A 21,894-nucleotide genomic window follows, 5' to 3' on the forward strand; every position below is an offset into this window, starting at 1 on the left:
GCGACGCGACGAAGGAGCGCCCTTGACGGGCCGGCCCGAACCGGAAGGACAAAGGACTGCCGGGAAACCCCCAAACCAGCTCTGACACCGCCCAGCCAAGGCACCGCCAACCCGGCGCCCCGCCCCGCCGCCGGAGCCCGCCCGCACCAGGCGGGGCCAGGCGGGCCCGCGCCGCGAGGCGACGTCCCCAACACACCCCCCCCACCCGGGGGCGGACGCCGCGCCGCGGTGCGCCCCGGCGCGCGCCCGGCGCGCCGTCAGAGAGCCGGGGGCGGATCTGTCTTGTTATGGCTCCTGCGGTCGTCCCTCATGCATCATTGACGCGGGTAGTTCTTCATCTAATTCTTCATCTGCGACCGAAATCCTTCTGCTTCAACCCACATTCTGGCTGCGGAGGTTCGCGATGGTGGTACGGACGCGCGTACACCTCGTGCTGGTGCACGGACTGTTCTCCTCCGCGAAGGTGTGGACGGCGTTCCATGAACTCCTCACCACCGACCCGGAGCTGGCCGACTGGGTCAGCGTCCACCGGTTCGAGTACGACTCCCCCCTCGTCCGGCTCCGGCCCGACCGCCGGGTCGCCGAGACCGACGACGTCGCCGACCAGCTCGGCACCTTCCTGGAGACCGAACTCGCCGACGCCGAGCGGATCGTGCTGGTCACCCACAGCCAGGGCGGCCTGATCGTCCAGCGGTTCCTGGCCCGCAAGCTGTGGAACGGCGAGGGCGCCGAGCTGGCCCGGATCAGGCACTTCACCATGTTCGCCTGCCCCAACACCGGCTCCGGCTTCTTCCTCACCGTCCGCAAGGCCCTCAAGCTGTGGAGCAATCCACAGGAGCAGCAGCTGCGCCCCTTCGACCGGGCCGTGACGGAGGCGCAGCGCACCGTCCTCAGCGCCGTCGTCCACGGGCGGACGTACAGCGACCAGGAGTGCCCCATACCGGTGCGCGCCTACGGGGGCTCCGCCGACGACATCGTGCCGCCCGTGGTGGCGCGCGGGGTGTTCCCCAAGGGCGGGGTGGTCACCGCCGACCACTTCTCGATCGTCCAGCCCGCCGACCGCACCGCCGTCTCGTACATGGCCGTACGCGGCGCCCTGCTGGAGGCGGCGCAGCGGACGACGACGCTGCCGGAGAACGTGACGCCCCTCGCGTCCCGCTCCCCCGCCGAGGCGGCCGGCCGGCCCTCGCTGCCGCCGCCCGCCGCCGGGGAGCCGGACCTGGCGCCCTTCCCGCCCCCGCCGTACGGGCAGCTGGAGGAGGGTCAGCTCAAGGGGCAGGAGCGGCACAGCATGGTCGCGTCCCTGCTGGCCGGCGAAGCCCGCCAGAAGGTGCACGTCCTGGCGGGTCTGGGCGGGTCGGGCAAGAGCCGGCTGGCGCTGGAGGCCGCCGACCGGGCGCAGCGGGCCGGGCGCCGGGTCTGGTGGGTGTCGATGCCGGAGCTCAGCCTCCGGATGCGGATGATCGCCCGTGATCTGGGCGCCCCCTCGATCACGGTGGAACGGGCCTGGCTGCTCGGCACGGCCACGGATCTGGTGTGGACGCTGCTCAACGCCTGCCCGGACCCCTGGCTGCTGATCTTCGACAACGCCGACGACCCCGAGCGCCTCGGCCCCCGCGGCGGCCAGGTCGCGGACGGGACCGGCTGGCTGCGCCGGCCGCAGAACGCCAACGGCACGGTGCTGGTCACCAGCCGGGTGCGCCGCCACCAGACGTGGGGCGAGGGGAGCGTCGTCCACCAGGTCGTGCCGCTGGGCGAGGACGACGGGGCCTCCATGCTGCTGGAGCGGACGGGGGGCCTGGGCGGTACGAACGAGGAGGCGCGCCGGCTGTCGCAGCAGCTGGGCGGGCTGCCGCTGGCCCTGCGGCACGCCGCCGACGCGATCAAGGCGGTCAGCGAGAGCCAGATCTCCCTGGACAGCGACATCCGGGACTTCGAGACGTTCCGCCGGACCGTCGCCGCGCGGGTCGAGACCGCCCCGGGGCAGGCGGGACCGGACCTGAGCGAGCTCCTCGGCCGGGAGATCGTGGAGAAGGTCTGCGGGATCGCCCTGGACCTGCTGAGCAAGCAGGAGCTGGCGCAGGCGGCGACCCTGCTGAAGGTCCTCGCCTGCCTGAGCATCGCCCCGATCCCCTACCGGTGCCTGCTGAACGGTCCGCTGCTCACGCAGTCCCCGCTGTTCCCCGGTACCACCCCGACGCGCACCAACGCCGCCCTGACGGGCCTGGAGGAGTTCGGACTGGTGGACGCCTACGAGCGCGAGGGCGTCGCCGAGCGCGACCTGGCGCACGTACTGACCATGCACCCCGTGGTACACGGGGTGCTGCGGGAGGACACGGAGGTACGGGAGCGGCCCGCGGACTACTACGGGCTGGCGGTGCGGATGGTGCTCCAGGCCGCCCACCTGAGCAATCCCGACCACCCGGCGAACTGGCCGCTGTGGGCGGCGCTCGCCCCGCACGCGCTGGAGGTCTCCCGGGCGTGCCTGCTCGGCGACCTCAAGCTGTCGGACCGCACGGTGCGCACCGACGCCCTGGAGCTGGCCCGGCTGACCTCCCGCTACCTGATCGCGACGGGGCTGCTGGGGCCCGCGTACGACCTCGTCATGCCGATGGTCGAGCGCTGCTCCTCCTTCGGCTTCGACATCGACGACCGGGAGATCCTGGGGCTGCGCCACGAGCAGGGACGCATCCACCTCGACCGGGAGCAGCTGACGCAGGCCGAGCAGGTGCTGGACCTGGTGGTGCGGGCGCGCACCCGGATCCTGGGCGAGAACCACGCCGACACCCTGGCCAGCCGGCACAAGCTGGCCCGTGCGATCAACGAGCAGGGCGGGCGGGAGGAGAAGGCGGAGGAGATGCTGCGCTCCATCGTGGAGGCGGAGAACGAGGTGCGCGGCCCGGAGCACTACGACACGCTCGTGGTGCGCCACACCCTGGCGCGGACGATGGGGGCCCTGGGCCGGCACACGGAGGCGGAGGCGGAGGCCTGGCTGATCCTGGACATCAGCCGCCGCAACCACTGGCCGCCGTCGACGCCGGAGATCCTGCGGGTGCGCGAGACGCTGGCGCACGCGCTGCTGGGCCAGGGGCGCGCGCAAGAGGCGGAGCAGGTGATCCGCGAGGCGCTGCGGGACGCGTCCCAGCCTCCGGATTCCAACATGGTGATGCGCTTCCGCTGGACCTTCGTGCTGGTCCTCCTCGGCATCGTGGGGCGTACGCCCGAAGCGGTGAACGAGCTGAAGGCGCTGGTGCGCGATCTCGACCGGGTGGTGGCCTCGGAGCATCCGCTGTCGATGCAGGCCAGGGACCTTCTGGAGAAGACGCTGCGGGAGATGCCGGGGTGAAACCTCCCTCATTCCAGGGCAGTTGAGCGGAACCCCAACGGCCGTGGCGGGCTTGCGCGTAGCCTGGCGGTGCCTCACCCTGTGTGACGCGTCCCACACCGAAATGCGCGGAGGTCCGCCGATGACTGCACTCCCCACCGATACGAACGACGACCAGTCCCTCAGATGGGGCGCTCCGGGGAGCGACCTGGAGCAAATGCAGGCGGAGGTCGGCCGGCGGATCGCGATGGAAGCGCTGGAGGCCGGACGCCAGGCATTGGAGCTCGATGCGAAGACCGCGTTCCGCGCGACAAGCGGGGCGCATCCCGGATAGGTGCCGTTGTTTTCTGTTGTCTTTCCGACTGCCGGGGGGCGATCGAATGACGTCAGGGCAATCCACTCAGAGTGAGTTACCGGCTCCACCGCACGATCCGTTCTTCCGCGCCGTGACCGCACCGGCCTTCACCCACGAGCTGCTCGCCGGGCTGGCCGCCGGGCGGTACGCGGCGGTCCGGGTGCCCGGGTTCCTGTCGCGCGAGCGGTGCGACGAGGTGCTCGGCGCGCTGGCGGAACGGGCGTTCGACTCGTACGGGAAGGCCCGCGTCGATCCGCCGGTGATGCGGTTCGGCGTGGGCGTCAGCGACCACATGGCGGGCGGAGGAGTCGCCGACAGCTACTGGAAGGCGCTACAGGGGCACCACGAGGCCTGGCAGGGGCTGGGCCTGTCCTTCGATCCGTTCCGCACCAGCCGGGAGGCGCTCGCCGCGGCCTGGCCGGCCGGGGTGGCGGTAGGCCGCCGGGGCGGCCTGGAGATGGGCGACGGGGTGGCCCGGGAGCCCAACCAGGGCTTCCAGGTCCATTTCGACGACGCGCTCCGCGAGTACGCCGGGGACCTGCTCGACGTGCCCCTGGTCGGGCAGTTCGCGTTCAACCTCTACCTCAGCGTGCCGCCCTCGGGCGGTGAGACGGTGCTGTGGAGGCACCGCTGGCAGCCCGAGGACGAGGCGTACCGGCTGCCCGCCTCGTACGGGTACGACGAGGCGGTGGTGCGGGACGCCGAATCCATCGAGCTGGCTCCGGAGGTCGGCGAGGCGCTGCTGATCGACCCCCGGTTCTTCCACGCCGTACGGCCCAGTCGCGGGGCGCGCAGAATCGCACTGGGGTTCGCGGTGGGGCTCGGTACCTCGGGCCAGCTGCTCACCTGGGCCTGACCGGCCCACCGAACCGCAGGCCGGAACCTCAGGCCGCAGCCGAACGCGGGCCCGGACCGATTATCGTCAACTTCCGTTCCACTCAAGGATTTTGACGCCTCGTCACGGGCCCGCTACGTTCGGGTGATGGACCTCTTGCGCTACGTGGCCTTCAGCACCGACCCGCTGGGCGGGAACCCGGCGGGTGTGGTGCTGGACGCCACCGGGATCGACGAGGCGACGATGGCCGCCGTCGCGGCGGACGTCGGCTACTCGGAGACGGCCTTCGCCGTTCCCCGCCAGGACGGGGCGCTGGACATCCGCTACTTCAGCCCGCAGACCGAGGTGCCCTTCTGCGGGCACGCCACGATCGCCACCGCCGTCGCCCACGCCCAGCGGCACGGGGTCGGCGATCTGCTGCTGCACACGCAGGCCGGCCCGGTCCCCGTGACCACCTCGGCCGGCCCGGACGGGGCCGTCGTCGCCACCCTGGTGAGCGTGGAGCCCCGTACGGAGGCCATCACCGAGGACGACCTGGACGGGCTGCTGGCCGCGCTGCGCTGGTCCGCCGCCGACCTCGACCCCGCGCTGCCTCCCCGGGCCGCCTACGCCGGGGCCTGGCACCCGGTGCTCGCAACCGCGAGCCGGGCGAGGCTCGCCGACCTGGACTACGACATGCCCGCGCTCGGCGCCCTGATGGCGCGCCGCGGCTGGGCCACGGTCGCCCTGGTCCAGCGCGAATCGCCGGAGGTCTTCCACGCCCGCAACCCCTTCCCGCCCGGCGGGGTGGTCGAGGACCCGGCGACCGGCGCGGCCGCCGCGGCCCTGGGCGGATACCTGCGGAGCCTGGGCCTGATCGAGCTGCCCGCCGTACTGACGATCCACCAGGGCGTGGACATGGGCCGTCCGAGCCTGATCACGGTGGGCGTCCCGGCGGACCCGGCGGCCGGCATCGAGGTGACGGGCACGGCGGTCCCGATCGGCTGACACCGCTCAGGTGGATCCACCGCTCAGGCGGGTCCACCGCTCAGGCGGGGTCGGAGACCTCCAGGACGATCTCGATCTCCACGGGGGCGTCGAGCGGCAGGATGTCCATCCCGACGGCGCTGCGCGCGTGCCGGCCGGCTTCGCCGAAGACCTCCACGAGCAGCTCGCTCGCCCCGTCGACCACTCCCGCCTGGCGGGTGAACCCGGGCGCGGAGGACACGTACCCGACCACCTTCACCACCCGCACCACGGACTCCAGGGGGGTCACCGAGTCGGCGGCGGCCAGGGCCGCCAGCGCGCACTGCCGGCTCAGCTCCCTGGCCCGCTCCGGGGACACCTCGGCGCCGACCCGGCCGGTCTGGGTCAGCTCGCCGCCGGTCATCGGGATCTGGCCCGCGACGAAGACGTGTATCCCGCTGCGCACGGCCGGTACGTACGCCCCCTTGGGGGGACTGACCTCCGGCAGCCGTAATCCGAGCTCGGCAAGCCTTTCGCGGACGTCAACGCTCATGGCACCCCCTGGTGGCCTCGATCTGGTGACCTCGACGACGACACCATCGTCCCACCGCCCGGGGCCTCTTGGGGGCTGCTCCGCCCTTGTGGCCACGACCGGGACGCCGATCTGCTAGTGCTGTGGCCGGAAAGGTTTGCCGGGTCGCGGTGTCCGGTGCGGTGCATCGCAAGGCGGAGGACCGCGACTCGTACTGGACGTACCGTCGTGGTCCGACAACGCGGCGAGGTGCCGTGCCGGGCGCCGTGACACGGTGAACCTTTCCGGCCACAGCACTAGTCAGCCGGCCGGTTGGCCCAGGTCCAGCCCCGCAGGCAGGGGTCGGCGAAGGTGCGGCCGAAGGCGGCGTGGGCGGCCTCGTCGGTGGTCCCGGACGGCGGGGTCAGCAGCAGGGACAGCGTCCCGTCGGGGAACTCGGGCGCGTAGCCCCAGCCCGCCGGGAGTAACGAGATCAGCCGCACCGCCGCCAGCTCCGGCGCCGCGCCCTCGGGGCCACGGCCGTCGGGGGCGACGACGAAGTGGTACGTGGTGGTGCGCATCGCGGACTCCTGGCAGGTCAACGGGGGCCCGGCGCGAGGAACGGCAGGCCGGGGCCAGCATCACCCAGCGCGGCCTCCACCGCGAGGAGGACACCGGCGGAACCCGTCGCCAGGTCGGCGGACAGGCGCAGGGTGTGGTCGCCGAAGAAGGCCAGGTGGCCGTCGCAGCGCACCGCGTGCCAGCCGAGGCGGTCCAGGTGGCGGCGGACGGCCGCCTCGGCGGTGGCGGACCCGTCGTGCAGGTGCCGCATGGCCAGCAGGGCGCCGGCCCGGCCGTGGAAGAGGCCGGAGTTCAGCGCGAAGGACGGGCCGGTCACCTCCCGCAGCGCGTCCCGCGCCCGGACGAACTCCGGGTCGGGCAGCTGCCGCGCCACCTCGTGGACCACCATGCCCAGGCCGGCGCCGCCGAAGGACAGGAACGGCACCTTCCAGGGCGCGTCGGCGGAGCCGTCCGGGGAGGTGTCCTCGGACCAGCCCGCCTCCGCGAGGTCGTAGCGCAGCAACTCGCCCGCCAGGTGGAGGTACTTGGGGTCGTACGTGGCCTCGTGCATCCGGAGCATCAGCAGCGCCCCGCCCGCCGCCCCGCGCAGCAGCCCCGGCCGGGGCCGGCCCGCGACCCCGCCCGGCGCCTGGTCGGCGAGGAGCGCCGCGATCCGGGCGGCCTCGTCGGTGTTGCCGAAGTGCAGCTGGGTCAGGCCGATCCCGGCGAGCCCCCCGAAGAGGCTGTGGTCCACGTCCTCCAGCGGGGCCTCGCGGATCCGCTCCAGGACGGCGGCGGCCTCCTCGGCCCGGCCGAGCCGGTCCAGGGCGTAGGCGATCCCGCTCAGCCCGTCGTAGAAGCCGGGCCCCATGCCGGGGGTGCGCCGGGCGGCGTCCGTCAGCCAGGCCACGTGCTCCTCGGCCGGTGCGAAGCCCAGCTCGGCCAGCGTCCACAGCACGCCGGCCGCGCCGAAGGCGAAGGTGGCGCCGCCACCGGGCAGGGAGAACTGCTCCACGTCCCCGGGGAACAGCCGGTCCTCGCGGTGCGGGGTGGCGCTGGCCAGCAGGTCGGCGGCGAGGGTCTCGCGCAGGGCGGGCCAGGTGGCGGGCGTGGGCGGGGTCCACAGCGGCTGCGGGTCGCCCTCCTGCGCGTGCCCCGGGTGCGGGGCGGGGCCGAGGTCCTCGCGGATCCGGTCGGCGAAGTCGGCGGGCACCGGGAAGTGCTCGGCGACCAGTCCGATCAGCTGGTCCGCCTTGGCCGGGGACCAGGTGGCCATGACCGTCAGCGGCAGGAACACGCCGAGCCGGATGCAGCCCAGGGCGTAGCGGTCGACGGCGGTGCCCGTGTAGCCGGCCGGGGCGCGGAATCCGGGGGCGCCGATGGCCTGCGCGGACTGGGCGTCGGCCGCGGAGGCGGTCTCCAGGTCGATGAAGGAGATGGTGTCGTCGGGGCGGACCAGGATGTTGTTGGGGTGCAGGTCCCCGAAGACGACCCCCTTGGCGTGCATGGCGTCGACGCCCTGCTCGACCTGGTCGAGGATCTTCAGCGCCCAGGCCGTGTAGGCGGCGTACGCGCCCTCGGTGCGGTCGTCGCTGACGAGCGGGTTGCGGGTGAGGAGTTCCCGGGCGAGCGGCTTGCCCTCCACGTAGTCCCGGGCCAGGAACCAGTGCTCGTGGCCCTTGCGGTAGTCCACGATCGCCGGGATGCAGTCCAGGCCGGCGAGGCGCTCCAGCGCCCAGTGCTCGCGCTCCAGCCGGGCCACGGCGTCGGCGCCGTCCTCGTCGAGCCCGGCCAGCGGGCGGGCCTCCTTCAGCAGGACGGAGCCGCCGGTGCGGGTGTCGGTGGCCTGGTAGACGCCGCCGCCGTTGGAGAAGTGCAGGGCCTTGGTGGCGCGGAAGGGGAAGCCCTGGAGGGTGGCGGAGTTGCGGGCGGCGAGGGCGTCGGCCAGGCAGGCGGGCAGCGTCACCCAGGACGGGGGCCGGAAGGACGGGCCGCGTACGTCGGGCACCAGGCGGCCCTCGGGGTCCTCGATGCAGTGCACCAGCTCGCCGGACTCGGAGCGGCCCAGGCGGGAGACGAAGCCGCCGTAGCGCACGTACAGCGGGCCGGAGCGCCAGCGCAGGTCGCTGAGGATGGTGGGGCCGTGCTCGCCGTCGAGGAGGTCCCCGAGGCCGGTGAGGATCCGCTCCAGCTGCGCCTCGTCGCCCGGGTAGACCGTGAAGAACTTGCCGCTGCTGCCCCGGTCCCCGTACTTGCTGTTGCGCAGCTTGAGGATCGCGGCGCTGCGGATGAACTTGAAGGTGACCCGCTCGGCCACGCAGAAGTCCCAGACCAGGTCGAGGATCCGGTCGGCGTTGTCGAGGGTGGCCGACACGTGGATCTTCCAGCCCTGGCCGGGGAGCCGGGCGCCGGGCGGGGTCATCAGCAGCCAGTGCGTGTTGTCGGTACGGGTCCAGCCCTCGGGGAGGGGGCCGGTCACCGCGGGGAACGCGGTGGCGTCGGCGGTGGCGGTGGCCGCTACGTCGTAGAACGGATTGCCGGGCTGGCAGTAGTTCAGATACCGAAGGTCCATGATGCGCTCCGTTCGTGACAGGGGAAGGGCGGACGGGGGCGGGCTACCAGCCCCAGAGCGGGGCGGCGTACTTCGTGTACAGCCACTCGCCCAGCGGGAGCCTGCCGAGGTCGAGCTGCGCGGCTCCGGCGCGGTCCGCAGGGGCCTCGCCGACGGTCAGCGGGTAGCTGACGACGGGCAGTTCCAGCGGGGTGGACGCCACCGGCAGGAAGGCCGACAGGGGGGCGGTGGTGTCGGTGCGGGTCAGCGCGGCCACGGTCGCGGTGCCGGTCTGTTCGCGGGTCATCAGCCCGGCCCGGTAGAGCCGGACGGTGGCGTCCGTGCGGACCGCCGAGAGGTGGGCGGTGCTCGGCAGGACGAGTTCGACGCGACCCCGGTCCTGGGCGACGTACCCGGCGGCGACGGTGTAGGGCAGCTTGACGAAGACCAGCGCGGCCCCGGCGGCCCCGGTCAGCAGCACGGCCGCGGCGGCGATGCGCCACGCCGGCGCTCCGGCGGTGCGGCCTTCCCCGGCGAGGCGGGTGAAGCCGAGGCCGAGGCGGTAGACGAGGTAGCAGACGGCCATCAGGACGGTGCTGGTGCCGACGGCGCCGAGCCGCTGGAGGAGGTCGGACCACAGGGTCAGGGCGCCGGCGATGACGTAGAGGGGGAAGGCCATGCAGGCCAGTCCGAAGGCCACCGCCCAGCGCCGGCCGGGGAGTTCGCGGGTGTAGCCGCGGCCGCCGAAGAGGATCCGCGCGAGGAAGCGGCGGGCTTCGGTCATGGCCCGGTCGCGCAGGTGCGGGACGTCGAGGTGGCTCATGAGCGCGATGTAGCCGTCGAGCTTCACGAAGGGCAGCAGGTTGACGATGCCGCTGGTGTAGGTGGCGACGGCGAAGACGAGGACGGCGTCGCGCAGGTCCGAGGGGCCCAGGAGGAGGGCGGTCAGGGCCGCGGCCCCGGCGATCACGCTCTGGGTGGCGATGCCGGCCAGGGCGACCTTGACGCGCTGTTCCTTGCGGGAGAGCCGCCAGCCGTCGGAGACGTCGCAGAAGAAGGCGGGCGACATGTAGAAGAGCATCACGCCCATCCGGCTGGGGCGTCCGCCGTAGTACGTGAGGACCGCGCCGTGGCCGATCTCGTGGACGGCGGTGGTGGCGAGCACCCCGATGAGGACGCCGAAGTAGGCGGAGAAGGGGAGCGGCCGGCCGAGCGCGGCGTCCATCTCGGGGGCCAGCAGGGCCAGGGCGAGGATGCCGCCGAGGACGAACACGGCGGCGACGGCCGCCGCGGTCCGTCCGGCGAGCAGGTTGACGAGCGGCGCGAGGCGGGAGAGCAGCCGCTCGGGGCGCAGCACGGTGAACTGGAGGGTCATCGGGGGGACGAACCGGAACCAGGTGCTGCGGCGCTCGATGGGCTTGCCGTCGTCGAGGACCTTGGAATCGGCGAGCTTGTGCACGGCGGTCGCGACGTGGTGGCTGGTCCACGGCGGTCCGAGGACCTCGGCGAGGCCGGTGTGGTCGAGGGAGCCGTCCATGGCCCGGACCAGGCGTGCCAGGTCGGGCTGGAGGCGGAAGTGCTGGTGGTGGCCGCGCTGGAGGACCCAGGGGGCGCCGGTTTCGGTGGGCGCGTGGATCTCCACGTTGGAGGCGATGCGCGGGCGCTCCAGGAGCGCGGGGTCCCAGTCGGCGGTGGTGGCCGGCTTCGCCGGCGTCTTCCTGGTGAGCGTCTTGGTGGACATGTCTGGATCACGCCTTAGATGACGTCGCGGGAGAGCAGCAGCTGGCGGGCGGCGGTCCCGGCGGCGGCGAGCCAGCCGGCGAGGACCAGGAGCGCGAGCGGTACGGAGAGCAGCTCGGGCTTGCCGTCGAGGTAGACGGAGCTCATCGCGATGGTGGGGAGGTACCTGGCCACCTGCGGGGCGAGTTCCTGGAGGCCCGGTTCGACGAGGAGGGTGAGCGCGATGACGGTGACGACGGTGGCGAGCTGGCTGCGGATGATCCAGCCGAGGAGCGCGCCCCAGGGGGCGGCGAGGACGTTGACGGTGACCACGCCGAGGACGATGCGGGTGGTGTGGCCGGTCCAGTCGGCGGTGAAGCCGAAGCGGGCGGGCAGCGCGAAGGCGCACAGGACGGCGAGGACGGCGGCGAGGAGGCCGTTGATCAGGCCGGCCGCGGTGGCGACGAGGGCCTTGGCGGACAGCAGTCGCAGCCGGCCGCCGCTGAGCAGGACCGAGCGGGCGATGGAGCCGGAGTTGTACTCGCGGGTGACGAGGATGCCGCCGAACACGGCGGACATCAGGAAGGTCATCATCCACGCCTGGGCCATGTCGTCGGTGACGGCGGCGGCGGTGGTCTGGCCGAGGGCGATGGTCTCGTCGCCCTGGGAGGCGTAGCCGAAGCAGGTGAGGAGGGACATGAAGATCCCGGTGGAGGCGAGGATCAGCCAGGTGCGGCCGGTCCAGGCCTTCATCCACTCGCCGGCGAGGACGTTACGCATGGGTGAGCCTTTCGGTGCGCTGGCTGGTCGCGGCGTCCTCGTCCACCAGCGTGAAGAAGCGGTCCTCGAGGCGTTCGGCGCCGTCGGAGGTGAGCTCGGCGAGGGAGCCCGCGAAGCGCAGGGTGCGCTGGATGATCACCACGTCGTCCACGGTCTGTTCGACCTCGGCGAGGAGGTGGCTGGAGACCAGGACGGTGCGGCCTTCGGCGGCCAGGGCGCGCAGGGTGTCGCGCAGCCAGCGAATGCCGTCCGGGTCGAGGCCGTTGGCCGGCTCGTCCAGGACGAGGAGTTCGGGGTCGGCGAGCAGCGCGGTGGCCAGGGCGAGGCGCTGACGCATGCCGGTGGAGTAGCCCTTGGCGGCGCGGTCGGCGCTGTCGGCGAGGCCTACGCGGTCCAGTACCTCGTCGACGCGGGCGTTCGACACGCCCAGGGTGCGGGCCCAGATGCGCAGGTCGCGGCGGCCGGAGGCGCCGGGGGTGGGGCCGATGCCGTCCATGCAGACGCCGATGCGGCGGGCGGCGTCGGGGAGTTCGGTGTAGGGGTGGCCGAAGACGGTGGCGGTGCCGGAGGTGGGGCGGACCAGGCCGAGCAGCATGCGCAGGGACGTGGACTTGCCGGCGCCGTTGCGGCCGAGCAGTCCGGTCACCCGGCCGGGCCGGACCTCGAAGCTCAGGTCCTGCACCGCGGTGAACGGGCCGAACTCCTTCGTCAGGCCCGAGGCGCGGACGACGCCGGCGGCGCTCATCGCTTGCCTGCGGCGACGTTGGCGCCGACCTTGGCGGCGCAGCCGACCAGACCGAGGCCGATGACCGTCATGACGGCGACGAGCGCGGCCCCGGTCAGCTGCGCGTTGGCGACGGCGAGTGCCAGCGCGAGCAGCGCGGCCGTCGTCCCCAGCTGACCGTTCGTCCCCTTGCGGGGATTCTCCTTCGGCATGTTGGCTCCCTCTTCCTTCAGCTCTGTGCGTGTCGCGTGTCGTTCGTGATCCGGTGCAGGGGGCCCGCGGCGGTGGCTGTGCGCCACCGCCACGGGACCAAGTCACCCTGGGAGACCGGGGGTCCGGTCTGCTGTGATCGCGGTAGCCGGGGCTACCGGAGGGATCAGGTGGCGAGCGTGGCGCTGGCCACGGCGACGCCGCTGATGACCAGGCCCTGCTTGAAGCCGGACCAGAAGCCCGGGGCCTCCATGGCCTCCAGCTCCTGCATGCCCAGCTCGAGACCGGCGGTGGGGATGTCCTGCTTCAGAACGTCCTGCATGGTGTGCTCCTGTTTCCGTGTGGGTTGGTCGAGCGGTGTGTTGCGGTACGGGCTTCTCAGGTGGCGATGAGGGCCGCGGAGCCGACGTAGCTGCCGTAGGCCGCCGCGGAGGCGACCACGACACCGGCGCTGACGCCGACGCCCGTCCACCAGCCCGGGGCCTCCATGGCCTCGAGCTCCTGCATGCCGAGCTCAAGGGCGGGGAAGGCGTCCATCGCGAGGTTGTCCTGCATCAGAGGTGCTCCTGTTTCCGTGTGGGTCGATCAGTGGATGTGCGGGGCGTACCGCCCTGGGCGGTACGGGCTTCTCAGGTGGCGATCAGGGCCGCGGAGCCGACGTAGCTGCCGTAGGCCGCCGCCGAGGCGACCACGACACCGGCGCTGACGCCGACGCCCGTCCACCAGCCCGGGGCCTCCATGGCCTCCAGCTCCTGCATGCCGAGCTCAAGGGCGGGGAAGGCGTCCATCGCGAGGTTGTCCTGCATGAGAGGTGCTCCTGTTCCGTGTGAGTCGATCAGGGGGTGCTTCCGACCGCACCGCGCGGCCGTGCCTGCGGGTGCGGAAGCTTGTGGTGGTGCAGGTGGTGCTGGGCCTGCGGCGTCAGGCCGCGGCCTCGGCCAGCAGGCCGTACACCTCGTCGGTCCGCAGGCCGCCGAGCATCGGCAGGCCGGCGCCCCAGGCGCGGACCGTGCGGCCCGCGATGGCGGCGAGCCGGTCGGGGCCCGCGGTGATGCTCCGGTCGATCCGCCAGGAGTCGACGAGGGCCTCGATGCCCGCCGCCGGGTCCCGGGGCAGGGTGTCCGGGTCGGTGGCCCGCAGCCGGGACCACATGCGCTCCAGCCGGACGGCCGAGCCGAGCCGGGCCTCGCCGGCGGAGATGGCCCGCCACAGGTGCGGCAGGATCGCGGCGACCGCGGTCATCTTGCGCACGCCGAGGGCGGAGGACAGCTCGTTGGCGATGAGCCAGCCCTTGACCGCGTACAGGTCGCGGCCCAGGTGGGCCCACTCGGCGTGGCTGAGGCCGCTGAGCTTGGCGATCTCCAGGCGCAGCCGGTCGCCGGTGGGCCGGCCGGCGCGGCGCGCGTCGCGCACCTCGTGGCCCAGCAGCACCAGCCGTTCGGCGATGGTCTCCACCAGCGCGTCCTCGGTGGGCAGGTCCCCGTGGTCGCCCACGTACGGGCTGACCACGCGGAACAGCGCTTCGAGCACTCCCTCGGCGATGAGTTCGTCGTCGAGGGTGGCGGTGGCGACCGGGTCGAGGACGGCCGCCGTGGGCCGCAGTGCGGTGCCCATCACGAGCCGCTTGCCGTGGCGGGGGTAGCCGAGGCAGGCGACCCCGCTGGACTCGGTGCCGGTGCCGACTGTGGTGGGGACGGCGACCAGCGGGAGCCCGTGCGCGGTGCCGGGGCCCAGGACCATCAGCCCGCTGCGCTGCGGCACCGTGAGGCGGGCGTACGCGTCGGGGTTGGTGCGGAACAGGGCGGCCAGCTTGGCCTGGTCCAGGAGGGAGCCGCCGCCGATGCCGACGATCAGCTCGGTGTCCGCCAGCCGGCCGGCGAGTTCGGCGACCGTCTCCAGGTCCCCGGGGCCGGACAGTTCCAGCACCCGGGTGCGGTGGCGGTCCCCGGCGAGCAGGGCGCGGACCCGGTCCGTGACCGGGGCGGCGGCGACCGCTTCGTCCACGAGTACGGTGACCCGTCGCTCGGGGCGGCCGGTGAACCAGGCGCCCAGGCTGTCGCAGCCGATCAGCTGCTGGGCCGGGGGCCGCCAGCCGGCGCTCACGCCAGGGCCTCGGCGGCGAGGGCTTGCGCCGCCGGGGCGGCGGTCCGTGCCAGGTGGATGTCCAGTCCGGCGGTGACGCAGGCCAGCAGTTCCGTGAGGTCGGCGTCGGTGTAGGTGAGGGCGGGGAAGAGCTGCACCCCGTTGACCCCGGGGTGCACGATGGCGCCGGCCTCCCGGACCGCCCGCACCAGGGCGTGCACCTGATCCTGCGGGAAGGGGGTCCCGTCCGGGTCGCACAGCCGGACGGAGCGGAAGAGGCCCAGGCCGGTGGTGGCCGCCACCCGGGGGTGGTCGGCGACGAGCGCGGCCAGTTCGGTGTCCAGCCGGGCCGACAGCCGCCGGCCGAGGGCGACCGCGTCGAGGCGGCGCATCTCGTCGAGGGTGGCGAGGATGGTGGCGCAGGTGACCGGGGTGCCGGCCTGGGTCTCCCCGTGGGTGAGGACCGCGCCGGCCTCGGTGAAGGCCGCCGCCACCCGGCGGGAGGCGATCACGACGGCCGCCGCGCTGGTGCCGTTGGTGAGTCCCTTGGAGGAGACGAGCAGGTCGGGCTGTTCGGCCCACTGCTGGGAGGCGAAGAGGCTGCCGGTGCGGCCGAAGCCGGTGGCGACCTCGTCGGCGACCAGCAGGAAGCCGTGCTCCCGGCGCAGCCGCAGCAGTTCCCCGAGGTACTCCTCGGTGAGGGGGACGGCCCCGCTGCCGAGCACCGGCTCGACGACGACGGCGGCGATCTGGCCGCCCTGGCGGGCCATGAGCGTGCCCAGCTCGGCCGGGTCGTTGGGGGCGACGTGGCGGACGAGCCGCTGGTCGACGCCGTAGAGCTGCTGGCCGAGGTCGTCGCCGGTCAGGGCGAAGCTGCCGTAGGTCAGGCCGTGGTAGCTGCCGCGCAGGCCGACGACCACCTTGCGCTGCGGCTGTTCGCGCAGTGCGTGGTACTGCCGGGCGACCTTCATGACCAGGTCGTTGGCGGCGCCGCCGGAGGTGGAGAACAGCACCCGGCCGTAGTGTCCGGGGCCGGCCGCCTCGACCAGTGCCTCGGCGGCGCGCCGGGCGTAGGAGTTCTCGTAGCGGAAGACGGAGAGGTACGAGGCCTCGCGCAGGGCCTGCGCGGCGGCGCGGGCGATCTCCTCGTTGCCGTAGCCGATGTTGGTGTTCCACAGGCCGCTGGAGCCGTCGAGCAGTTCGCGTCCGTCGGCGAAGCGGACCCGTACGCCCTGGGCGGAGACCGCGCAGAGGTCGTCGCGGCCCTGGTCCTGCGGTACGGTCAGGGACGGCCACAGGGGGTGGTGGCCGGGGGGTGTCGTCTCGTTCACGGGGTCACCTCCGTCTCCAGGAGTACGTCGTGGTGGCGCTCGCCCACGGCGGGCAGCGGGTGCCGGGAGCGGACCGAGAACCCGGCGGCGGCCAGTTCGGCCTCCAGCAGTTCGGCGGGCAGGACGCCGATGGTGGTGGTGCAGACCTGCACGGGGCCTGTCGCGGCCGTCACGGCGGGGAAGAGGGTGACGGTGCGGCTGCCCGCGTCGGGGGTCCAGTGCTCGAAGAGCCGGTAGGCGCGGCCGCTGTCGGTCACGATCTCCATGTCGACCTCGGCGGGACCGGACGCGGTGGCGGTCATGTCGACCGTCGAGAGGAGGAACCGGCCGCCGGGCTCGAGGTGTTCGCGCACCGCCCGGTAGAGGCCCTGGCGACCCTCGGCGTCGAGCAGGGAGATCGTGGTGGTGCCCAGCACGATCGCACCGAAGCGCCGGCCGAGGGCGAAGTCGCTCATGTCGGCCCGTACGGGCAGGCAGCGCCCGCGCAGGGCGGGCGGGGCGTCCGCGAGCCGCCGGTCAAGCAACTCCAGCATGTACGGGGAGAGTTCCAGCGCGGTGACCTCGCGGCCCAGCGCCAGCAGGGGCAGCGTCAGGCGTCCGGAGCCGGCCGCCAGGTCGAGCACGGGGCCCGGGATGCGGCGGACCAGGGCGAGCAGCTCGCGCACCTCGTGGGTGCCGGTGCCGGCGAGGTCGTGGTAGACGGAGGCGCCGACCGCGTCGTACAGGTCGCACAGCACGGCCCGCTCACCGAGGGAGGCCAGCAGCTCGCCGGCCCGTCCGGGGACGTCGGCGGGGGTGGGGAGGCGGTGGCCCGCCTCCGACATGGGTGTCGTCGTCAGTGTCGTGGTCATGGTCGTCATGGCGGTCAGTGCCCCGCCGTCACGAGTTCGCGGGCGCTGTCACCGGCCGCGCACAGGGTGATCCCGGCGTCCGCGAAGTACGCCGCGACCTGCTCCAGTCCGGCCCGGTCGGCGTAGACGGAGCCCGCCGCGACCGAACCGGCCACCAGCAGCACCTCGGCGAGGGCGGCGGCGACCGGGTCGAGGCCGAAGGTGCGCCCGCTCGCCGGGTCGTGGACGAAGGCGCTCTCGCCCGACCACAGCAGCAGCGGCAGCAGCGCGTCGGTGGTGTCCATCGCCTCGTCGGCCGGTACGGAGGCCGCGGCGGCGCCGAGGCGCCCGCCGAAGCCGGAGACCTTCACGTCGGCCAGGCCGCGGGCCCGCAGGTCGCGGACGGCGCCGACCGCGGCGAGGTAGCGCCCCAGCCAGGGGCGCTCGGCGGCCGGTCCCTGCCCGGCGGCGGCCTGCGACAGCAGCCAGCGGGTCTCGACCTGCTCCAGGGTGTCCTCGCCGAGGACGCCGATCCGGGCGCCGCCCGGGGCGGTGGACAGGACTCCGTCCTGGTCGGCGTAGAGCCTGCGACGCGGGCCGTCGCCGGCCGTACCGGCGCCGAGGGCGGGCAGGTCGGCGAGCTGGATGACGGGGTTGGTCAGGAAGTCGGGGAAGTCCCCCGCCTGCCGGGCCTGGTCGGCGTCGGCGAGGTAGGCGCTCTGGTCCATCTCGTCGGCGACGCGGATCAGGGTGGGGCCGACGACCGACATGTAGGCGCTGATGCCGTAGTTCTGGATCTGGAGGTAGAAGTCGGTGCCGAGGGAGCATTCGGCGCCGGGCTCGCTCAGGGAGCCCTCGTAACCGGCGATGACGGGCCCCTGCGGCGTGTCCGTGTCCTCGGCGTGGCCGGGGGTGAACACCACGGAGCGCGGGCCGACGAGATCCGAGCCGAGCAGCGTGGAAAGGTGCTCCGGATTCTCCAGGACGACCGTCGCGGCGCCCTCCGCGGAGAGTTCCGCGCCCGGCTTTCCCGTACCCCAGAGCATCAGATGCCGTTTGATTCCCGCCATGACTCCCCCTTGAAGTAATGCGAAGCGATTCGAAGCGATTCGGTGAACGCGCAGCACGCGTCGGTCAGGCGCCGGACCAAGGCCGGGCGAAGGCCAAAACAGGGCCTTGGGCGCAGGGCCGGGCGCAGGGCCGGGCCAAGGCCAAACACAGGGCCGGGCGCAGGGCCGGACCATGGCCAAAAACCGGGCCGGGCCTGGGCTAGGCCAGGGCGGACAGAATCGTCCTGAGTTCTTCGGTGGCCGCCTGCGGGCCGTAGAGATTGGCCACGCCGGTGACGTTCAGGACGACCTCGTCGACGCCGGCCTCCTCGTACTCCTTCAGCTGCGCGAGGAGTTCCGCGAGGTCGCCGCAGAGGAATCCGCGGCCTTCGGCCAGGGCGCGGGCGTCCGCTTCCCGGTCCGTGCCGGTGATGCCGATCCCGGACTTGCGGAGCATGTCGATGTAGTGCGGAAGTCCCAGGTGCGCGGAGTTGCTGGCCAGCGCGATCTCACCCGCTGTCCGGTCGGGCCGGGCGAGCGCCAGCGGCACCATGGCCGTCAGCCGGGGCACCGGCCGGCCGGCCTTCTCCGCGCCTTCGCGCAGCGCCGGCAGCACGGTGTCCCGCAGGTAGGCGGCCGGGGTCAGCCAGGTGATCGCCACGTCGGCGACCTCCCCGGCGAGCCGGGCCATCGCGGGCCGCAGTACGCCGAGCCCCAGCTCCACCGGGGCGGAGGGGAAGGGCGCGAGCTGCGCGTCGCAGGTGACGTACTCGCCCGCCATCTGCACGTGCCGGCCGGCCAGCAGGCCGCGCACCGCCGTCAGGTACTCGCGGGCCGCGGTGAGCGGACTGCGGTACGGGGCTCCGAGCAGGGCCTGCTGGAGGGACGGCGCCCCGGGCCCGAAGCCGGCGGTCACCGGCTGCCCGGTGGCCAGGGCCAGCGAGCGGGCCTGGACGGCGGCCTCGTAGGGGTGGCGCAGTGGCATCAGCGTCACGCCCAGCCCGGTCGGGACCCGGAAGCCGGCTCCGGCCGCGTGGACGAACCCGTGGTGGGGTTCGACCATCAGGGACTGTCCCTGCCAGAGCCGCTCCGCGTGGGTCCAGTGGACGAGGCCGGCGTAGGGGAGGATCTGTTCCGGCCGGCGCGGCAGGAACGGTATGAGTACCGAGTATGCGGTCATGGTGTCGCGCTCCCCTCTTCCTTCCTCGTTCGTTCGCTCTGTCTGTCCGTTAAACCCAGTCGAAGGTCTCGCGCCGGTCGAAGGCCGGCTTCAGGGGCTTCAGGGACCCGGTGCAGTCGGCGATGCTCTCGGCGTTTCCGGCGTTCCCGGATTCCACGACGGAGAGGAAGCAACGGGCCTTGTCGGACACCGGGCCGGACGCGGTGAGCGTGTCCTGGGCCGGCGGGTGGATGAAAGGCCCGCCGAAGACGAGTCCGGCCGCGACCGCGAATCCCGCGATGACCGAAGCGAATCGCGTCCGCCTTGCGAGCGTGGTCTTCTCCATTGCTTCCCCCTGTGTTGATCGTCGTTGTTCCGACAAGGAGAAGACTGCCGATCAAAGGGCGCGCGTTCGAGCGGTTTCGGACGCAGCTTCCTGCGTTCCTCCGTGCAACAAGCTGCACGTCGGGTGGAACCGGGAGCGGTGGGATCGCTTCCGTTACTCATGGTCAGCCGGTGTCCGCGTTCGTATGATCAGCCCACCGTGCTGACCACACGGGGCACCATCACTAGGGGGAACCATTGCGCACCGGAAGCCTCACCCACCTGGGGATATCACCAGAGGACGAAGACCTGTACCGATGCCTGCTCCGTCTCACGGAAGGCACACCCACCGTCCTGGCCGGCCACCTCGGCCGGCCCGTTCCGGAAGTGGAGGAGGGGGCGGGGCGGCTGGAGTCGATGGAGCTGACCTCCCTGGCCGACAACGGCAGCATCCGGCCAGCCCCGCCGGCGATCGCCGTACAGCGGCTGATCGACCTGCGGCTGCGGGAGCTGCGCGAGGAACTGCGGCGGGTGGCGGCCGAGCAGCGGGTCGTGGAATCGCTGCTGGCGGAGCGTGACGCGGTACGTCCGGTCGCGCGCGAGGCGTCGGAGCGGCCGGCCATCGAGCGGGTAGAGGGGACGCCCAACGTCCGGGCGGTGATCGACGAGCTGACGTTCTTCACCCGTGAGGAAGGGCTGACCACCCAGCCGCACGGGGCGCTCAGCCCGGCCAGCATCGAGGCGTCCCGGCCGCTGGACGCCCGGATCCTGCGGCGCGGCATCCGGATGCGCACGATCATGCGCCCGGCGGCGGTGGAGGACGCGCCGACGCTGGCCTACCTCCAGGAGATCTCGGCGATGGGGGCGGAGATCCGGATCTCGGACAAGCCGCTGGAGCGGATGCTGGTCTTCGACCGGGCGGCCGCGCTGACCCCGATCGATCCGCAGAACCCGCGCCTGGGCGCCCTGGTGATCCGGGAGACGGGGCTGGTGGCCAACCTGGTCTCGCTGTTCGAGCGGATGTGGTCGGACTCCGTCCCCCTGGAGGAGGCGGTCGCGGCCCGGCAGGGCCCGGAGGGCGAGCTGAGCGTGATCGAGCGCAAGGTGCTGGCCACCATGTACCAGGCGGAGAAGGACGAGAGCGGGGCCCGCGAGGTGGGGGTGTCGGTCCGTACGTACCGCAAGTACGTGGCGGACCTGATGCAGCGCCTGGGCGCGACGAACCGCTTCCAGGCAGCCCTCCTGGCCCGCGACCACGGCTGGATCTGAGGGACCGCCCGGTGGGCATGTGAGGACCCGACACGGGTCGGGTCCTCCAAGGTCCTTCAGTCGAGGATTCCGCTCAGACAGTCGCGCCGATCTTCTGGGAGAACCTGCGCAGCCCCGGCATCTCCGGGTTCATCACCAGCAGCTCCGAGGCGATGGCCCTCACCTTCGGCCGGGTCGCCTCCTCGGGTGCGTACGAGGCCAGAGCACGCAGGGCGTGAAACGCCTTCTCCGGCTCGCCGAGACCCTGCCACACGCGGGCAACGTCCATGCACATCCGGCCCCGCCTCTCCGCGTTCGGCAGTCGGCGGGGGTCGATCTTCTCCGCGTGATTCAGCGCCTGGTCGTCCTCGCCGAGCGCGTGGTGAACCGAGATCCGGAAGACCTTCGTCTGGTCCTGGCCGAAGACGCCCGGGATGTAGAGGCGCTGAGCGGCGCTCTCCCGGCGCTTGGCGGTCTCCTCAGCCTGCCCGATCAGCTCCATGGCCTGCCCCCGCCAACCGGCCTGCGCGGCACTGTACGAGGCCGTCAGCATCAGCGTCCCCCGCATGGCCAGTTCTTCGGACCGGCTACCGAGCCGGTCCGCTGCCTGCCGAAGATGGTCGATGGCCGCCTGATACTCCCCGCCGCGCCGCAGCGTGACGCCCATCGAGTGCGCCGCCTCCCCCATCACCACCGCATGGCCCGTCAGCTCCGCCTGCGCACGGGCCCGCTCGGCCGCGATACCGGCGAACGGACCCTGGTAGTTCTTGATCGCGAGCTGGGCGAGCAGCACGTATGCGCGGGCTGCGATGTCGTGGGCCTGCGACGCCAGGGAGCCAGAGATCAGCGACGGCAGGGTGCGGCTCAGCCTGCTGTACTGCGCCTCCTGGAACACCGTCCGGGCCTCGGTCAGCGCAGCCGCAAGCGACGCTCGGGACGTCGGCCGCGCCTCGGGCAGACGGAACAGCGACCGCTCCACCAGCTCCTTGGGATCGGCAGCGGCTGCGGCGGCCGTGCCGGGCAGAGCGGCGGCGATACCGACTCCCAGACCGAGCGTAAGCACGTTTCGGCGGTGCACGTCATCCCCTTCGAGTCCGACATCAGCAGCAGTCAGGCCCAGGACACCACACAAAGCGGCCAGCGCGGCATGGTCCGGCTGGATCTTCCCGGCTTCTACCCGCGACAGCCAGGAACCGGAGTATCCGACGTCCTTACCCACTTCCCCTTGCGACAGTCGTTTGGCGCTCCGAGCCTGCCGCAGCACATCCCCCAGCGAATCGCCCATGCACAGAGTGTGCCGATCCATGCACAGCCTTTGCAGACCCTCCGTCAGACATCGTCCGAACGGGTCTGGA

At 72.9% G+C, this 21,894-nt stretch carries 22 protein-coding genes; 5 read left to right on the forward strand and 17 right to left on the reverse strand.

Going from position 1 to position 21,894, the window contains the following annotated elements:
* The first annotated feature begins 403 nt into the window (after positions 1–403).
* The 4 genes from OOK34_RS09220 (at position 404) to OOK34_RS09235 (ending at position 5,502) form a co-directional block, all read left to right on the forward strand.
* A complete protein-coding gene (locus tag OOK34_RS09220) occupies positions 404–3,346 on the forward strand; it encodes an alpha/beta fold hydrolase (RefSeq protein WP_267033374.1) in 2,943 nt (980 codons plus the stop codon).
* Positions 3,347–3,467: 121 nt separating this feature from the next.
* The gene (locus tag OOK34_RS09225; protein ID WP_267033375.1) at positions 3,468–3,659 is read left to right on the forward strand and encodes a hypothetical protein; all 192 of its coding nucleotides are present in this window, start codon (positions 3,468–3,470) and stop codon (positions 3,657–3,659) included.
* A gap of 112 nt (positions 3,660–3,771) precedes the next feature.
* On the forward strand, positions 3,772–4,536 hold the full coding sequence (locus OOK34_RS09230) for a proline hydroxylase (protein WP_267033376.1): 765 nt from the start codon (positions 3,772–3,774) through the stop codon (positions 4,534–4,536).
* Between the two features lie 126 nt (positions 4,537–4,662).
* Positions 4,663–5,502 carry a PhzF family phenazine biosynthesis protein gene (locus tag OOK34_RS09235; RefSeq protein ID WP_267033377.1) on the forward strand — a complete coding sequence of 280 codons (840 nt, stop codon included), beginning with the start codon at positions 4,663–4,665 and terminating at the stop codon, positions 5,500–5,502.
* 40 nt (positions 5,503–5,542) lie between these two features.
* Here OOK34_RS09235 and OOK34_RS09240 read toward each other — a convergent pair whose 3' ends face one another.
* The 16 genes from OOK34_RS09240 to OOK34_RS09315 form a co-directional block, all read right to left on the reverse strand.
* Positions 5,543–6,013, reverse strand: coding sequence for a RidA family protein (locus OOK34_RS09240; RefSeq protein WP_267033378.1), 471 nt, complete (start codon positions 6,011–6,013; stop codon positions 5,543–5,545).
* Between the two features lie 275 nt (positions 6,014–6,288).
* On the reverse strand, positions 6,289–6,552 hold the full coding sequence (locus OOK34_RS09245; RefSeq protein WP_267033379.1) for a hypothetical protein: 264 nt from the start codon (positions 6,550–6,552) through the stop codon (positions 6,289–6,291).
* Between the two features lie 17 nt (positions 6,553–6,569).
* A complete protein-coding gene (gene lanKC, locus OOK34_RS09250; protein WP_267033380.1) occupies positions 6,570–9,104 on the reverse strand; it encodes a class III lanthionine synthetase LanKC in 2,535 nt (844 codons plus the stop codon).
* Positions 9,105–9,147: 43 nt separating this feature from the next.
* Positions 9,148–10,824 carry a daptide biosynthesis intramembrane metalloprotease gene (mpaP, locus tag OOK34_RS09255; RefSeq protein ID WP_267033381.1) on the reverse strand — a complete coding sequence of 559 codons (1,677 nt, stop codon included), beginning with the start codon at positions 10,822–10,824 and terminating at the stop codon, positions 9,148–9,150.
* Between the two features lie 14 nt (positions 10,825–10,838).
* The gene (locus OOK34_RS09260; protein WP_267033382.1) at positions 10,839–11,582 is read right to left on the reverse strand and encodes an ABC transporter permease; all 744 of its coding nucleotides are present in this window, start codon (positions 11,580–11,582) and stop codon (positions 10,839–10,841) included.
* Positions 11,575–12,327, reverse strand: coding sequence for an ABC transporter ATP-binding protein (locus OOK34_RS09265; RefSeq protein ID WP_267033383.1), 753 nt, complete (start codon positions 12,325–12,327; stop codon positions 11,575–11,577). Before OOK34_RS09265 ends, OOK34_RS09260 begins: the two co-directional genes overlap by 8 nt.
* Entirely contained in the window at positions 12,324–12,518 is a 195-nt protein-coding gene (locus OOK34_RS09270) for a hypothetical protein (RefSeq protein ID WP_267033384.1), read from the reverse strand. The genes OOK34_RS09265 and OOK34_RS09270 overlap by 4 nt, the downstream gene beginning before the upstream one ends.
* Before the next feature lie 164 nt (positions 12,519–12,682).
* A complete protein-coding gene (locus OOK34_RS09275; RefSeq protein WP_267033385.1) occupies positions 12,683–12,838 on the reverse strand; it encodes a daptide-type RiPP in 156 nt (51 codons plus the stop codon).
* Positions 12,839–12,894: 56 nt separating this feature from the next.
* Positions 12,895–13,071 carry a daptide-type RiPP gene (locus OOK34_RS09280; RefSeq protein ID WP_267033386.1) on the reverse strand — a complete coding sequence of 59 codons (177 nt, stop codon included), beginning with the start codon at positions 13,069–13,071 and terminating at the stop codon, positions 12,895–12,897.
* Positions 13,072–13,145: 74 nt separating this feature from the next.
* A complete protein-coding gene (locus tag OOK34_RS09285) occupies positions 13,146–13,322 on the reverse strand; it encodes a daptide-type RiPP (protein ID WP_267033386.1) in 177 nt (58 codons plus the stop codon).
* Positions 13,323–13,437: 115 nt separating this feature from the next.
* A complete protein-coding gene (mpaC, locus tag OOK34_RS09290) occupies positions 13,438–14,619 on the reverse strand; it encodes a daptide-type RiPP biosynthesis dehydogenase (RefSeq protein WP_267033387.1) in 1,182 nt (393 codons plus the stop codon).
* Positions 14,616–15,929, reverse strand: coding sequence for a daptide-type RiPP biosynthesis aminotransferase (mpaD, locus tag OOK34_RS09295; RefSeq protein WP_267033388.1), 1,314 nt, complete (start codon positions 15,927–15,929; stop codon positions 14,616–14,618). The genes mpaC and mpaD overlap by 4 nt, the downstream gene beginning before the upstream one ends.
* Positions 15,926–16,780: a daptide-type RiPP biosynthesis methyltransferase gene (mpaM, locus tag OOK34_RS09300; protein ID WP_267033389.1), complete on the reverse strand. Its 855-nt coding sequence runs from the start codon at positions 16,778–16,780 to the stop codon at positions 15,926–15,928. Before mpaM ends, mpaD begins: the two co-directional genes overlap by 4 nt.
* 14 nt (positions 16,781–16,794) lie before the next feature.
* Positions 16,795–17,829, reverse strand: coding sequence for a daptide biosynthesis RiPP recognition protein (gene mpaB, locus OOK34_RS09305; RefSeq protein ID WP_267033390.1), 1,035 nt, complete (start codon positions 17,827–17,829; stop codon positions 16,795–16,797).
* 199 nt (positions 17,830–18,028) lie between these two features.
* Positions 18,029–18,988: an LLM class flavin-dependent oxidoreductase gene (locus OOK34_RS09310; RefSeq protein ID WP_267033391.1), complete on the reverse strand. Its 960-nt coding sequence runs from the start codon at positions 18,986–18,988 to the stop codon at positions 18,029–18,031.
* 49 nt (positions 18,989–19,037) lie between these two features.
* Positions 19,038–19,313: a hypothetical protein gene (locus tag OOK34_RS09315; RefSeq protein ID WP_267033392.1), complete on the reverse strand. Its 276-nt coding sequence runs from the start codon at positions 19,311–19,313 to the stop codon at positions 19,038–19,040.
* 236 nt (positions 19,314–19,549) lie between these two features.
* On the opposite strand from OOK34_RS09315, the gene OOK34_RS09320 reads away from it, so the two are divergent.
* A complete protein-coding gene (locus OOK34_RS09320) occupies positions 19,550–20,560 on the forward strand; it encodes a helix-turn-helix transcriptional regulator (RefSeq protein ID WP_267033393.1) in 1,011 nt (336 codons plus the stop codon).
* A gap of 73 nt (positions 20,561–20,633) precedes the next feature.
* On the opposite strand, the gene OOK34_RS09325 is transcribed toward OOK34_RS09320, so the two are convergent.
* Entirely contained in the window at positions 20,634–21,824 is a 1,191-nt protein-coding gene (locus OOK34_RS09325; protein ID WP_267033394.1) for a helix-turn-helix domain-containing protein, read from the reverse strand.
* Between the last annotated feature and the right edge of the window lie 70 nt (positions 21,825–21,894).

The organism is Streptomyces sp. NBC_00091 (genome assembly GCF_026343185.1).
Classification (GTDB): Bacteria; Actinomycetota; Actinomycetes; order Streptomycetales; family Streptomycetaceae; genus Streptomyces.